The 15073-nt window shown below is 55.9% G+C and carries 6 protein-coding genes; 5 read left to right on the top strand and 1 reads right to left on the bottom strand.

Going from position 1 to position 15073, the window contains the following annotated elements; genetic code table 11:
- Positions 1-71 precede the first annotated feature (71 nt).
- The 5 genes from Q31a_RS01345 to Q31a_RS01325 are packed head-to-tail and all read left to right on the top strand — an operon-like array spanning position 72 to position 12533.
- On the top strand, positions 72-1013 hold the full coding sequence (locus tag Q31a_RS01345; RefSeq protein ID WP_145072861.1) for a DUF58 domain-containing protein: 942 nt from the start codon (positions 72-74) through the stop codon (positions 1011-1013).
- A complete protein-coding gene (locus tag Q31a_RS01340) occupies positions 1010-3322 on the top strand; it encodes a BatA domain-containing protein (RefSeq protein ID WP_145072859.1) in 2313 nt (770 codons plus the stop codon). Before Q31a_RS01345 ends, Q31a_RS01340 begins: the two co-directional genes overlap by 4 nt.
- Positions 3319-5850 (top strand): vWA domain-containing protein, encoded by a 2532-nt coding sequence (locus Q31a_RS01335; RefSeq protein ID WP_145072856.1) that lies wholly within the window; start codon positions 3319-3321, stop codon positions 5848-5850. Before Q31a_RS01340 ends, Q31a_RS01335 begins: the two co-directional genes overlap by 4 nt.
- Positions 5781-11378, top strand: a complete 5598-nt coding sequence (locus Q31a_RS01330) for a coiled-coil domain-containing protein (protein ID WP_197356008.1) — start codon at positions 5781-5783, stop codon at positions 11376-11378. The genes Q31a_RS01335 and Q31a_RS01330 overlap by 70 nt, the downstream gene beginning before the upstream one ends.
- Positions 11379-11432: 54 nt before the next feature.
- A complete protein-coding gene (locus Q31a_RS01325; protein WP_145072850.1) occupies positions 11433-12533 on the top strand; it encodes a prenyltransferase/squalene oxidase repeat-containing protein in 1101 nt (366 codons plus the stop codon).
- Positions 12534-12859: 326 nt separating this feature from the next.
- On the opposite strand, the gene Q31a_RS01320 is transcribed toward Q31a_RS01325, so the two are convergent.
- Positions 12860-14239: a hypothetical protein gene (locus Q31a_RS01320; protein ID WP_145072847.1), complete on the bottom strand. Its 1380-nt coding sequence runs from the start codon at positions 14237-14239 to the stop codon at positions 12860-12862.
- Between the last annotated feature and the right edge of the window lie 834 nt (positions 14240-15073).

The raw sequence follows: 15073 nt of genomic DNA, 5'->3' as shown, positions 1-15073 counted from the left end.
GCTCACTCCCCTTCAATCAGGCTCGCAAGTCTCCCGCGACTCTCCAGTGAATGCTCGGCAACGTACCTTCCATGCTTACCTCGCACGACCACGAATCACTCGCCCAATTGCAATTGCTTGCACGATCGGTGGTGGAAGGTGTTACAGCCGGTCGTCATCAATCACCGCACAAGGGGGCGAGCGCTGAGTTCAAGGAGCATCGGCAGTATGTGCGTGGTGATGAAACCCGCAGTATTGATTGGAAGCTATTCGGCAAGACCGACCGTCTCTTCATTCGACAGCATGAAGAGGAAACCAGCCTGCGCGCGATGATCCTCGTCGACCAAAGTGGTTCGATGAGTTACGCAGGCTCCCGTTCCAACGGTCTGAGCAAGCACCATTTTGCGATTCGCCTCGCCGCCTGCCTGTGCACTCTGCTCATTCGACAACAAGATGCAGTCGGACTAGGAATGTGTGATACACGACTACGCCAAACCATTGCACCGCGTAGCCGCACCAGCCATTTATCGATCCTATTGGGTGCGCTGGCCAACTCGCGCACGGGAGGGGAAACGGCACTCAGCCAAGTTCTCGAGGAGGCGGCCAGCCAACTCAAACGGAGAGGCCTACTCGTACTGATCTCCGACTGCTTCGACGACGTGCAACAACTCTTCTCCGCACTGCGTTATTTCCGACACACTGGCAGCGAAGTTGTCGTATTCCAAGTCTGGGACGCCGACGAACTCGATTTTCCATTCCGGCAGCGCACTCGATTTCAATCCGTGGAAGGAGTCGCGACGGAACGGACTGTCGATCCCCCTTCGCTGCGACAACGCTATCTACAACAAGTGCGTCAATTCCGACAACAGTTAGCGATGGGAGCCTCGCAGAATCAAATCGACTGGATCTCCTGCACCACCGAACAAGACTACACTTCGATTTTGCTTGAGTACTTGAACCGCCGCCACGGAAGCCCCGCACAGGTCGCGAGATCGAGTCACCAACCACTGAGCGACCGCGAGACGCGAGGATGAACTTCTTAAACGCATCCCTGCTCGCTGGCGTCGCTGCGATGACCATTCCCCTAGTCATCCACTTGCTCAACCGAACGTCCACCCAGACCGTCCCCTGGGGCGCGATGCATTTGCTTGATGCGGCCTTGGAAACCAATACGAAACGAATGCGTTGGGAATCCTGGCCGTTACTGTTGGTGCGATGCCTCATTCCCATTCTCTTAGCTCTGGCCTTGGCACGCCCCGTTCTCACCAGCTTCAAGAGCTCCGGCAGCAACGGGCCGCTAGCTATCTTCCTGGTAGCCGACACGAGCCCATCGATGGAAGTCGCTACACCTCCCGAGGCCCCGTCTTCCGCAGGCATTGCTCCAGCACAATTGCAAGTCAGGCGTCTGCAGGAAGTGGTCACCGCGTTTCCCGAGGCAGACATTATGCTGCTTCCACCTCTGAGCCAAGCTAGCAAAGCACCATCACTCGCTATGCAGCCCCCAAGCCGACTGCTGCGGGACATCGAGTCACTGCCCAACAGCTGGGACCGACTCAACGTCTTCGAAACACTGAGTAACGCCATTCAAATCGCGCAGGCTCATCCCGCAGGAAATCGCAAGTTACTGATATGCAGCGATTTCCAGCATGCAGACTGGCAAGATCTGACTCCCCTCCAAATCAATTCCTTGCACAGCCAGCTCAACACTATTGAACCACCCATTTCTATTCATTTGCTACCCATTCCACCGCGTCTATCCACACGATCCAACCTTGCGATTGAGATCGAGCATCATCAATCGGACCCTGTGTTCCTAGCATCTCCCATTCGACTCAGCCCAATCCTCAGAAACTTTGGCCCGCGCGCCCTTCCAAGTGTTGCAGTCCAAATCAGCATCGATGGAGCAGCCTTCGAACGAAGGCTCGTAGAGATTGACGCAGGCAGCGAAATCCAAATCGATTTCGCGTGCTCCTTTAAAGCCATTGGCTGGCACTATGTTGAATTTTCGGTGGAGGATCCCGAGGGACTTCTCTGCGACAATAGCGCGTTTGAAGTTGTTGAGGTGGTCGAACCGGCTAAAGTGCTGCTGGTGGATGCAACTCGAAATCGTACTCCGCTACCAACGGCCCCAAACGATCCTTCCCTCCCCAGCCATTACCTTACTACTGCACTCGCTCCATTCACATCCTCTGAAACTTCTCGCAACCACTTTTCCGTCGAAGTTGTTCATGCTTCGCAGTGGATAATCGATCCCTCGGGGAAGTACCAAGCAATCGCACTGCTGGGTGCATCGCTTGCAGACACTCACGCATTGGCAGCATCTCCCATCGCGGATTCTCCCTCATCACCAACGCTACCTGCCACTCAGTTGGAACGAATGCAAAGTGCACGACCGCGAGGGGACAAAGAGGCTGGTCTCGCCGTGGCTCAAACCCAATGGCTCTCCAACTACGTCGCCAACGGCGGTGGTTTACTTGTGATTCCAGGCGTCTGGGAATCCAATCCACTTCAAGACTCCCAGCCCCCCGCAGGCTTAGTCAACGCTCCGTCGGAGCGCATGCTTTTATCCTCAGAGCTCGCTAGCTCGCTCGGACTGAATCGATCTACCACTTCCATCCCGGATATCAATCTTCGCCACTGGCTCCCCATTGGTCCAGCACTTCTCATGGGAGCCGAACCGACGACTCGCACGTGGCTATCGCTGTCCGATGGATCGCCACTGGTCGTTTCACGCGAGTGGGAACGTGGACGGATACTGCAATTTGGTTTTGGAGTAGACGATTCCTGGTCCGATCTACCACTGCGCGGCATTTTCGTCCCCTTGATGCAGCGTCTGTTTGCACATGCCATCGCCAGAGATCAAGCAACTTCGTACTTTCGCTGCGGCGATTGGCGGCAATTGCCCATTGCACTCCGAGACGGTGAGTGTCTGGCCTCTCCGATCGCTTCCGCTTTCAATCCCTCCTCCCGAAAAACAATCTTCCCTGGTGTTTACCGAGTGCAGGCTTCGAGCAACTCCGCAAGCAATGCAACGCGTCTTTTTGCTGCTTTCACACCTCCTCAGGAATCGAATTTGGCGCCGTATGGTGGCCAGGAACTCCGTAGGCTGGCGGAGCAATTGGGGGGCACTATTGTCGAGTCCACGCAAGCTCTACAAGCCGAAGCAGAGGTCGAGCGAAACGGAAGAGAGATTTGGCGGTGGTGCATCGCAGTATTAATTGCCTTACTCCTCATTGAACTCTTGCTGATTCAATCCACGCTTGGCAGGCAATTAATGGAGCAGTCGCAGGGACAGCAGGCCAGTGAAAACCGGCATTCAACATCCGTTCGGGGTACCACATGAGCTTTTTGCACTTAGCGGGCAATTGGGGTTGGAGTCTAGGGCTGGCAATCGCTCTCTCCCTCCTAGCGGTCTTGCTGTACTACCGAGAGTTCCTCTCCGCCGGTGGAGGATATCTGCGATGGTTTCTACCACTGCTGCGGTGTGTGACGATTTTTCTCCTCTGCATGACATTGAGTGAACCGACCTGGGAGCACTGGACTTTCGAAGGAAAACCTGGACGGATAACTTTCCTGCTTGATGGTTCGAGGAGCATGTCGCTGACCGACGAGCCCGCCATTGCTCCACAGGCGATTACCGTGCCCCTTCCTTCTGAATCGGCGTTCAAAATCGAAACGGCCGACCCTTCACCTCCCACGGAGCGACCTCAACTCGCGGGCAGCAAGCGATTTCCTCCTGAGCCGCCCAATCGCTTCGAGCGAGCTAACACCCTGCTGTACGGGTCCGAAGGACTACTCTCGCAACTTCGAGATCAGTTTGAACTACAGCTACTTCAGATCGACGATGACACCAACCTCCCTCTTTGGCAGTCATCGCCTATCTCGCCTACTCCAGTGTCCACCACTACTGTGCCGTATCCCACATCACCCGATAGCGCGTCCCCATCAACTGGCGAAAACCCCCTGGGATGGGCTAGCCACTCGCCGCTTGGCACCGCACTTACGCAAGTCCCTTCACTCCCATCCGCCGCAGATCCAACATCCTCAGGTGAAAACACAAGTCAATCTCAAGCGCATGAAATCGTCGTCCTGCTGAGCGATGGACGCTCGAACCATGGCCGCGATCCCCTGGAAGCCACTCGCATCCTGCAACAACGCAACATAGCCGTGTACACGATTGGCTTCGGCTCCCTTGAACAACCACTCGACCTTGCACTTCGAGGCATCGAACATCCGCAGAAGCTCTACGGCGCCGACACATTGCGGGGGCAAATGTGGATCGATGAACAACTCCCATTGAGCTCGAAGTACGTTGCCAGGATTGAACACGGAAGCGAAGTAGTCTGGCAACAGGAGCTGCAGTCTTTGGGGCAGGGGAGACGTGAGGTTAATTTCTCTTTTCCTCTCGAGGCAATTTACGATCGAAGCCTAGCTGCCTTGCCCGCAGGGACGCTCGCCACCAACCTTCCCATCCAAATGCACGCGTCCTTAAACACCTCTGCGAGTGAAGCCAGTCTGACGAACAACCGACGCGATTTCAACTTTTCCATCTCCGTGACAGCCTCCCAAATACTGCTGGTAGACGGACGTAGCCGCTGGGAGACTCGCTACCTTAAAAACCTCTTCTCGCGTGATCCGGCTTGGGAGCTGCATAGTTTGCTGGCAGGGAGCTCGACATTTTTCACTCGCCGAGAGCAACTCTTCGAATTCAATTTGATCCTCTGGGGAGACGTACCGGCCAGCTTCCTTTCGCGCGAGCAAATGCAATGGCTCACCGAATTCGTGCATCAGGGCGGTGGCCTAATCTTCATCGATGGTGCCAGACAGCATCTCCAAGATGCGGCGTATGCGCCGATCCAAGAGTTGCTACCGGTGAAATGGCTCGATTCGGCAAACCAAGGGATTGTCTCGACAGCTCTTGCATTGGAAAAGCGGGTAAAAATCTCGGACAATCACCGGGATCTGGATGCTCTACAACTCGAACTAGCGACCGCGTCGACCAGCGACGAGCAGGAGGCAGCGAGCCCCACGCCTCGCGTCTCGCTTTCCCCCAGTCGCAATCAGGAACTGTGGCAAGCGTTGCCTCCGATCTATTTTGTCTCACGTGTGGCCGCGCTAGCTGGTAGCGAAGTACTGGTGGACGCGGTTAGCCCGTTGGAACATTCCCCGCTGCTGATCTCGCGACAATATGGTGGCGGCCGCGTCCTCTTCCTAGCAACCGATGAAACGTGGCGTTGGCGTTACAATGTGGGAGATTTGTATCATCAACGATTTTGGAATCAGCTGGCGCAGTGGGCCCAGAAACGTCCGCTGAGCATCCAGGGCGAGTTCGTGTCGCTTGATACCGGTCCCGCACAACGAACTGTGGGATCAGCTATCGAGATTCGAGCCGAATTACGACTCCCCGATCAAAGCCCCACCTCGCAACGCGCCGTGGCAGCGATCGTTGAAGACGCGTCGGGAGCCCAATTTCAGCTGCCTCTCTCCGAGCAGACTGACATGCCTGGAAATTACAGTGGTACGATTGCAACACTGCCGGCAGGCAGCTATCGCGTGCGTTTGCAGGCAGAGAACTTCCCACTCCAATCGCTCAACGTTCGCTCTGAATTCTCAGTGGTCTCCGAGGACAGCCCCGAACTGTTGGATTTAACGTGCGATCAAACTTTGCTTCAAAGTATGGCTAAGATAGGAGCAGGGCAGTACTTTCATGAATTGCAAGCGGGCCAGCTGATCGAGCAGCTAAGTCCCTTGCAAAGTGGCCAACGGACCATTACTTCCACCGCCTTGTGGGACTCGTACTGGTGGTTTGGCAGCGCGATGGTTCTACTGACGGCAGAATGGTGGCTGAGAAAGGGCAGGGGGCTGATATGACTCAGTATCTCAAAAAAACACTGTCGCCAACTCAACGCGAATTCTACCCCGATCTAGCCGAAAGTACGCGGGAAAAGTTGTCTGCCTTTTCTCACCGGCGCTGGCAATTGCGTTCCGCCCGTGGACTGGCGTGCACCTGGTGCATTGGCCTGACACTGCTGCTAGTGGCCGTACTCGTTGACTCCTGGACCGTGGGCGAGACATGGCGTGCGGCTATTGCAGCAACTTTCTACGTTCTCCTCGTCTCGGCAGCGATTCTGTGGGCGCTCCCCCCGCTTTTCCACCGCACAACTTTCATCGACGCAGCTCAACGCCTCGAACGCACCAGTAGTCGTCTGCGAAACCATCTGCTATCCGCGTTAGAACTGTCACGCCAGCGAGACGCCTCTGCTCAGAGCTCCGCTGCGTTTCGAAGTGAATTGCAAACGCAAGTCGCTGATCGCATGGAAGCGATTAATGTGACGACCCTTCTCCCCTGGAGAAAAATCCAAAAGACACTAGCCAGCACCGCGGTGGCGACCATCATCTTGCTGGTCGCCTGCTGGATCCCCAGCTTGCACTCGGTTCAGCGTATTGGCCGTATCCTGCTGCCCCTTGCTGATCTTGGGCGAAACAGCGGAATTGCGATCGAACTCGTCCGCCCACTACCCCACGCGAAAATTATTCCTGCCTCAGATTCGATTGCAATCACTGCCAAAATCACCGGCTGGCACGATCGTCCACCCAACAAGACAACACCTTTGGTGGTTGAACTACAAACGCGAACGGGAGCCTCCCAGAATTCGGTGAAGATGGCGCAGCGGACTCCGTTAGCTACAGCACGCACTAGTGCGGATGCTCAGTTTTGGGAAGCCATGCTGAACACCCATGAGGAATGGATTGAATATCGCGTAGTCGCGCAACAATCCTACACTCCCTGGTATCGACTCCAAACTCAGTCGCGGCCAACCGTCACCCAATTCATCAAACGCATTTCGCTCCCCCATTACGCACATCCTGAAATGGTCGAGGCGATCGAACCCAACGGAAACATCCGTGCACTCATTGGCAGCCGCATCCAGTTGATCGTCCAGGTAGCTCCCACCGTGGACGTTGTTCAATTGGTCTGGGAAGACTCGCAAGCAGCTCGCTCCGTCGAGCCCCAGCAATTCACGCAACTCGACGCACAGCATTGGTCGACCGAATTCGATCTGCAGCGCTCTGGCAAGTATCGCGTGCAACTGCACGACGCCACAACCGGCTTGAACAATGAATTCAGCCCTAGCTACCACGTCACGGCCCTCACGGACGCGCCGCCTCAAGTCCGTTGGATCGCACCGAACAACGCCAGTTTACTAGCTACCCCTCACGCCTCGATCGATTTAGAACTGCAGGTCCAGGACGAATTGCCTGTGGAGCGAGTGCGGGGAGAATATCGAATCAATGGAGCTCGTTGGGTACCCACCGAGCTACCGCTCCCCCAGCAACCCGAGCCCAGCTCACCTCAAAGGAAAGAATGGAATTTCAAGGCTGCGATTCCATGGAAATTGGATTTACTACCGCTTCAACTCACGTCAGGAGATACGCTGGAAGTAAAGATTTCCGCGATAGACGCGATGGAACAAACCGGTGTCAGCGAAATTCTGCACATTGCATTATCCAGTACGAGTGTCTCCCTGCATCCCTCTCCGAGCCAACAATTCAGTCTGAAGCTGGCCGACCAAATCGATGACATCGCCTCCAAGCTAGCTCAGCAAGCTGAGGCATCCAACTCGGTGCCAGACGAGCATCTCTACGAGTCACTCGATGGCATCCGCAAAGACCTAGAAGGCGTTTTGAGCCTGGCCGAACAAGCGATTGTGTCCAGCGAAGACTCTCTAGAGCGAGCAGAACTGGCACAAGTTGCTGAGTGCCTAGCAAAACTGCACTCCGCGCTCGTTGCAATAACGTCCCTCCGAGCTTCAACCGAATCGATTCCAACCGCACCAGCCACCGCTGAAAACAAAACGGATCCTTGGTTCAAGCAGGTTGACTCGCTGGCTCAACAGGCAGGCACCCTCGCGCACAGTTTTCGAATGCAAGTGAGTTATGTTTTCACGCAGCAAATCTCCATGCAGATTTCGAGACTGGCCGAAACTCAACAACAAATCCTCGCCGATTCGATCGCATCGGACACCTCGATCGTGCACCTAGTACGACGCCAGGCAGTCTTGGGGTTGCAATTGACCGAAATTCAACAAGCGATCGCTGACTCGCTCGAGTCCACCCATGAAGTGACGGCCGAGCCACTGCGTCTCGTCGTCGACCAGCTCAGCATACAAACCGCGCAGATCGAACGCGTGTCTGAGGACGCTAACCTAAGAACCTTGCGGCATAACGCGCAAGGCGTTGCCACAAATCTTGCCGCCCTAACGGCCCCCTCTAGCCTTGTGCCCAACATCCGCGATGCGTTGCAGGCGAGCCAGCTTCGGATTCAGCAATTGGCTGGATCGGTGGCAAACTCGCTGCTCGAATTTCCAGCGTTGACGCAGCAAACGCTGGCCAGCAACACAACTCCTCCAAGCCATCGAGAGATTGGCTCCAACAACATCCCTGCCATGCAACTCGCGTTGCGACGCTCCTTGCAACGAGCCGCCCATGCCCATCGTTACTCCAGCGATTTGGGAGCAGCTCGCCGGGCCTGGGACGCCATTTTTGATAGCCGTGGAGCACACGTCGCTCCTCCCCAGGATCCTTCAACCACCATCCTACAAGCCCTCCGCATCCTGGAGTCGCAGCACAAGCTATCACTAGGGCAGTCCCTGCTTGCACGTCTTGTCGAATCAGAAAACGAGCCAGTCAGCAAGTCCTCTGCAAACCGTCTATATGCCGAAGAGGCATCCCGTTGGTGGGAAGCACACGGACGAATGCTTCAGTTTGTTGCGGACGAATTGCGATCCACGAATATTCCTCAAAATCTAACCAGCAGGTTTGCCGAGTATCCGAAGAGTGCATCCTTCCAGGAAATCGATGCTCAACTCACAGCGCGATGCGATCCAATGGGGAGCGAACCCTCGGTCTCACTCGCGCTCCCTTTGAAACGAGGACTCCAAGAGGTGGAACACCTCACTCTCCTATTTCAACCATACGTCGACCGGGCGCGCCAAAGGCTGAACGAACTATCCCCCTCCCTCAATGAATTGGCTCGACACGCTGCCGAAGCAACTCGCGAGCTGGCAACACAGACCGACGCGCTGGCAAAAACACTCGAGAGTGCCGAACGCCTTCCCGCGGAGGCAAGGCTCGACCAACTCCAGCAGCTGCGAGCTTCAGCGTCCCACCCCATCGAAGAGTTGCGAGAGGCGCTGAGCGATTCCGCCGACGTTCAAGATCTATTGCAACGAGAGCAAATTGAAGTGGCCCAGCGGGCAGACCGAGCACGCGAGGTTGTCGAGCAAGTTGCGAAGACAGTCGCTCAGTCGCTGGACAACCTCTCATCGATCGAGCTAGCACAGCGACCGCTCCAGCAACTCCAACAAGCCGCCCAACAGCAGCTCGAATCCAGCCAAACGCTCGATGCCGTGGCTGAGTATCTCCTAGGCTCGTTTCCAGGCGACGGCGAGGGCTTAGAATTAAACGAACTCCCTGCTTCCAACGTAGCGAGTGACTCGGGCGAGACTCAGGAGCCGTCCGAAGGAGGCCCTACCGAATCGTCTGCCCCAAGCGACATCGCACCAACCTCAGGCCTTAGTTCGGCAGATTATGCCCAAGCCCAGGCGCTTGCGAATCTAGCGCACACCGACCCACAGGAACTGATGCGGCAACTTGAAAACGAGCTAAAACAACTCCCTCCAATGCAGCGTGAGCTCTCCCAGCTTTCGCAACAGGCGGTTGAGCTGGCATTCGCAACTTTAGAAACAGCCACCGCCCTACAAGCGACTCTAGCTCCCCAACTGCAGCAATCCGATCCAGTCTGGCATGGCAACGCGTCTGCGCGGCAGCTTGCCATTAACTCCGCGCGCGAGCAAGCTCACCAATTGCTGAAACTCTTGCTCTCGGAATCTCGCTGGACGGCAGGTTCGGCCAAGGAGCAAGCTACCGCAACATCCCTGCGTGAGGCGGAAACGCTCTTGCAACAAACTCTAGAATTTGCTGATCAATCCCGCCAAGAATCGTCGCTAGAATTGCTCAATGTCGCCAGCGAGAAAATTCATCGCCAACTCCAGGCAATTGAATCTGTTGTTCAAACAGCCCACCGGAATCTGTTGAGCGCCACAGAACGCGATATCCACCGCACTCCAACCGATCTAGTCGACCGTCGTCGTGAAATGAAAGATCGTGGGCGTCGCATCCAACAGCAATTGGCTAGGAATGCCCAACAACTATTGAAGCTAGAACAGCAGCAATTGCCCTCACAGGGTCGGGAGCGTTCCTCCGACATGTACGAAACCCAACAGCGCCGAATCGCCATGGCCGAACAGCGAGCCGAAAAGATCAACCAGCTTCATTGGACCGATTTCCCAGGGAAGAATCCCGCCGCAGCACTCGGTGCACAGCTTACCCAACTCTTGGAGGAAGAACTTGCTTCGATCCTGCATGAGCTGGCTGTTATCCATCCCCTACCGGATCAAACTTGGTCGAGCGGTGCTGCATTGAGCTCAGCGGTTGAGACGCAACACGAGATCCAACAGCAGGTTGAGTTTGCTATCGAGGAACTGGCAAGGGCTGCGCGCCACGAGCAACGCCTACTGAATATGCTGACCGCACGACAACTAGGTCAAGCTACGCAGCAAACCACCGCAACCAATCAGCAGGAGATTCAGGCGTCGGTTGAAGCGCTGGCCGCCGCTATCGCTTCTACCCCATCCGCCTCTCTGGACAACATGCCGTCCACTTCACGACCGTCCTCCACGGACAGCATCCCCAATAACAAGAGTGTAGAACTGCACAGCTCTACCGCTGCGGTCCAAGCTTCAAGAGATGCGGTACTGGCCTTGCAAGCTGCGACCGACGCATTGCGACAAATGCGGCCAACGGAGGAGCAAGCCGATAGGGCTCCCGCATCGCCTGCGTCCGAGTCCAATGCCGGCAACCCCTCATCGTCGGCAGAGTCGCTCTCGAGCTTGCTCGACGCAAGTGAACTGGCACGCATGCTCGACGAACTCGATCAACAGCAGCATGCGGACTTGGAACTGGGCGAAAATGAAGACGACGCTACAGGGCAGCCTTCGAGCGTCTCGCCCACAACCGCCCCACCAACCGCGCTGTCAGAGGCGGCCCAAGAATTGGCCCATCGCATGAGTCAGTCACGTCAGCCCCCCAGTCAAGACGCACCTAGCGATCTCGGGATGGCTACCGACAGCAATTTAGCAGATGTGAATCCACACCCTCCTGTGCCGGTCCAAGTGCTGGCGGTCGAGCGGGCGGACGAGCGGTGGGGGTATCTGCCAACCCAATCGGCAGAGGAGGCCATCGAGAGTCGTCGCGAAACGGTCCTGCCACTCTATCGCCAGCAAATTGAAGCCTACTTCCGAGAACTCGCTCGCAAACCGCAACGCTCTGCAGAATAGGCGTTCCCCATTTGCCACTCGTCTCACAATTCCACTAAAAAGTTGGCGCTGTCCATGCGTTCCTCATGCCACTCGCTCGCCATCACACTCGTGCTTCTTGGATGCAGTCCGTTTCGAGCTCGTGCACAAAGCGAGACTAGCAAGTTTGAGACGGAAGTGTTCCAACAAGATGCAGTCGATGCGGCCGTTGATCGCGGTTTGCAGTATCTTGTGTCGAAACAGCGGAGCGACGGATCGATCGTCGACCAACAATATGCCACGACCATGACCGCCTTGGCCATCATGGCACTGGCCAGCTCCGGTGCAACACCAAGCTCGCCAGGAGATTTTGGAAACGCCTCGAGACAAGCACTCGACTTCGTGCTGCTGGAGGATCGCCAGGACAAGGACGGATACTACGGGAATCGTGATGGCTCGCGGATGTACGGACATGGTGTGGTAACGCTAATGCTCACGGAGATGCGAGGCATGGGGGCCGACGCAACCCAGGATGCTCGCATCGCAGCCCGCTGCCAATCAGCCATTGACCTAATCCTCAGTGCACAACAGCAGCAGAAATCAACCCAATATCGCGGCGGCTGGCGCTACACACCCAATTCGAACGATTCAGACCTGTCGGTCAGCGTCTGGCAATTGATGGCTCTGCGATCGGCTAAGAATGATGGCCTGGCGGTGCCTGCGGCCGCCATAGGGGAGGCGATCGCCTACCTGCGGCGTTCGTACACGGCACGCCTCGATTCGCAAGGCAACCCAACGCAGAGCCCAGCTGGATTTAGCTACCTGCCGAATTCCAATAATCCCACTTTCGCGATGACAGCTTCTGGTCTACTGGCACTCCAAGTCTGTGGAGAATACGAATCTCCCTTGGTCCAGGGAGCTACGCAGTGGCTGCTATCCCATCCTCCCAAATGGAATGAACGGTTCTTTTTCTACGGCACTTACTATTATGCCCAGGGGATGCATCAGCGAGGCGGGCAGATAGCCAGCGACTCCCAGCGGATCGTGGCGAACATTTTGCTGGAACACCAACAACCCGATGGCTCGTGGGCGGCGACCAGTGGCGAAGAACTCGGTGCGGGCAAAGTCTACGCGACCTGCCTAGCCATCCTGAGTTTATCGGTCAAATACCATTACCTGCCAATCTATCAACGTTAGACGCACCCGCTTCGCGCCAATCTCTAGCATTTCTAATGCTGCACAGAATGAAAACAGGCAGCCACCTCCAAGTCACTCACTCTTACTTGGGTGGTGATAATAGCGCGGCCGTGAAATTGCGTTTAGGCTTGCTTGCACGTGACTTAGCGGGCCTCGCTCAACCGAAGCCAGAGAGACCCAGCCAGCAACGCGCCCCCGCAGAATCTTGACGATCCTCCCAACCACTGGCTGCCCCGCCCTCAGAACCGACCGAGGGGGCAGAGCCACACTGAACTGCGATTCTGCCTGTGCAGACAACCATGCGTTACCAGTCGCAGCGTGCGTGGCTAGCGTGGTGCTTGAGTCGGTTTCGAACTGACTTGGGGCGCCGGAGTGGGGACATCGGTCGGAGCTGGTGCGGCTAACATCTCAAAACTCGACGTCATCTGCTCATCAGCCGCCGCAAAGCGGTCCGTCACGTTTCCACCCATCGTGTAAATCAATGCAAGCCGTTGTCCGTGGTCATCGGAAAGGTGGCAATACACCCACTGAATCGGGACGTCTTCCGAAACTCCCATTGCCACACAGCGCATGAGCCGCAGCTTGGAAGAAGTCACCTTTTCGCTCGATTCCAGGAAGCTCTCAAAACTCTTACCGAGCGACTGCTTGATATCGGCCTGCAAACCTTCGAGTGTGAGTTGCGTTCCTTCGTCGAGCTTGGTGAGTCGGGTAATGTTGCACTGAGCAATGATAGAGTTCTTTTCCACCATCCGTAGAATTGCCTCTTCACCTCCATCGATGTAGATCGACCAACGTCGATCCGCTAGCAAGGTATAGCGCCCCGCGGTCGACTTGAGACGAATCAACCAGCGACCAGGGTCTTCAGTCTTTGCCAGCTGCCGAAGCTCTGCGTCGGTAATCTGCAATTCGTCTTTGGTCTCGGTGCGGATGAGGCGAATGCGGGCAGTAATCACGAACCCAGGCTCTGTTTGGCTAATATCGCGTTCCTCTTTGATCACCAAACCTAGCCAGGTTATGAAGGCCGTCTGGCTCGCCAGTTCGACATGCAGGTTGCCTTGAATCTTAAGCGTGGTTGGGACCGAGTTTGCGGTGGCTTGCAGTTCGCCGCTCAGCTCGACGGTCGCCTTCCCCTTTTCAACCTTAGCGATCTTGGCGGTGACGGTGGAGCGGTGCACCGCTTCGAGATTGAAGACTTGTGCAGCATCGCTGGGAGACAGTTCCCAAGTCGCATTGGGTTTAGCGGCTTCGGTAGGCAGCAACAATTCCAAAGCAGCCGAATTGACCGGGGATTGCACCAACTCCACTTCCCGCGCCATCAGTGCCTCGTTCTCACTGAATTGCTGCCACTTCCCATCATGCTTGAGCAACCTCGTTTCGCGACATTCTGGACGCAGCTCCTGGCTCGAAGCACTTCCCGAAATCCAATTTTCGACTTTCGCTTCCACGTAGCGACGCCCCGCAGCGGTCAATGCGGAATCCTCGAAGGCGATCTTTTCGAAATAGTCCAAGGTCGACTTGCCCTTGACCTCCGCCTCACGAACCCCGTCGGACTTGCTCGGATCGGGCTCTTCCAGCAACAATTTTCCTTCCAACTCCATCACGATTTTGGCGCGTGTGTTGAGCAGAGGAATTCCCGTAGGCTGAATCAACAGTCCCTTACTGCGTTGGGAACCGTTCGTCGGCTCTGCCGCCAGCATGGATTGCATTGGCAAGCACGGAACGACACAAGCTAGCGCAACGAGCAATTGCCGTCGGCTGGGGAGTTGGCCTGGTCCTTGCTTGCATGCCTTGGATCCTACCGCGGTCCTCTCCCCAGGGGCAGGGAGTCCGAGAGTCGGGGACACAGCATATTCCTTCAAGGTAACTGCCAGAATTTCAGTTGGGGACACAGCCATGGAGAACTCCGTTGCACTCAGTGACGATCAGCTATTTCCATGGCTTTTCGGCAGTTCAGCGGACGCACAACCAGTGCGTTTAGTGCAGCCAGCACACTCCCCCCTCGCCACGAAAACCTCCCACTCAACTCAAACGCCCCATTCACCCCACGCCCCCACCCCCCCTCCATTGAGGGCGTCTCAAATTGAGAGCCTGCTATGTCATTTTTGCACTCTGACTTCCCAAATTTACAAAACCGCATGGTTGCGGCGTCGGTGGCAGATAATCGAACAACTCCTAAGTTGTTTCTCAATAGACACTTAGCATAGACACTTGGTTTTTTTGGGCTTGGAGCGAACAACTGGCGCCGGATTTGCATCTATCTAAACACCAGCCAAGCTTGAAACGCTTTGAGCGCACCACTGCGACTACGTTATTAAGTTGTCAAACGAACAATTCACGGATCCCCGGCGTAAGTAAGCTGAGTGAAACGTGTTAAACTCAGACAACGCGGATGTGGCAGGCGCAAGGGTCGTTGTTGAGCTTGGCAGGATCATGTGCAGAGTCCCAGGATGGGACTCATGCCCAGCCGTGTGTAGGTGTCGGCGGTCGGAAGCCGCAAGGAATGGAATGGCACTTACTCACATGCAGGGAAAGGTTTTTTC

It is taken from the genome of Aureliella helgolandensis, assembly GCF_007752135.1.
GTDB classification, from domain to species: Bacteria; Planctomycetota; Planctomycetia; order Pirellulales; family Pirellulaceae; genus Aureliella; species Aureliella helgolandensis.
This window is presented reverse-complemented; position numbering and strand designations above follow the sequence as displayed.

What these genes read in the sequence shown, in the direction of transcription:
- Q31a_RS01335 (WP_145072856.1), top strand. Translation starts at nt 3,319, where the DNA reads ATGAGCTTTTTGCACTTAGCGGGCAATTGGGGTTGGAGTCTAGGGCTG.
- Q31a_RS01340 (WP_145072859.1), top strand. Translation starts at nt 1,010, where the DNA reads ATGAACTTCTTAAACGCATCCCTGCTCGCTGGCGTCGCTGCGATGACC.
- Q31a_RS01320 (WP_145072847.1), bottom strand. Translation starts at nt 14,239, where the DNA reads ATGCAATCCATGCTGGCGGCAGAGCCGACGAACGGTTCCCAACGCAGT.
- Q31a_RS01345 (WP_145072861.1), top strand. Translation starts at nt 72, where the DNA reads ATGCTTACCTCGCACGACCACGAATCACTCGCCCAATTGCAATTGCTT.
- Q31a_RS01325 (WP_145072850.1), top strand. Translation starts at nt 11,433, where the DNA reads ATGCGTTCCTCATGCCACTCGCTCGCCATCACACTCGTGCTTCTTGGA.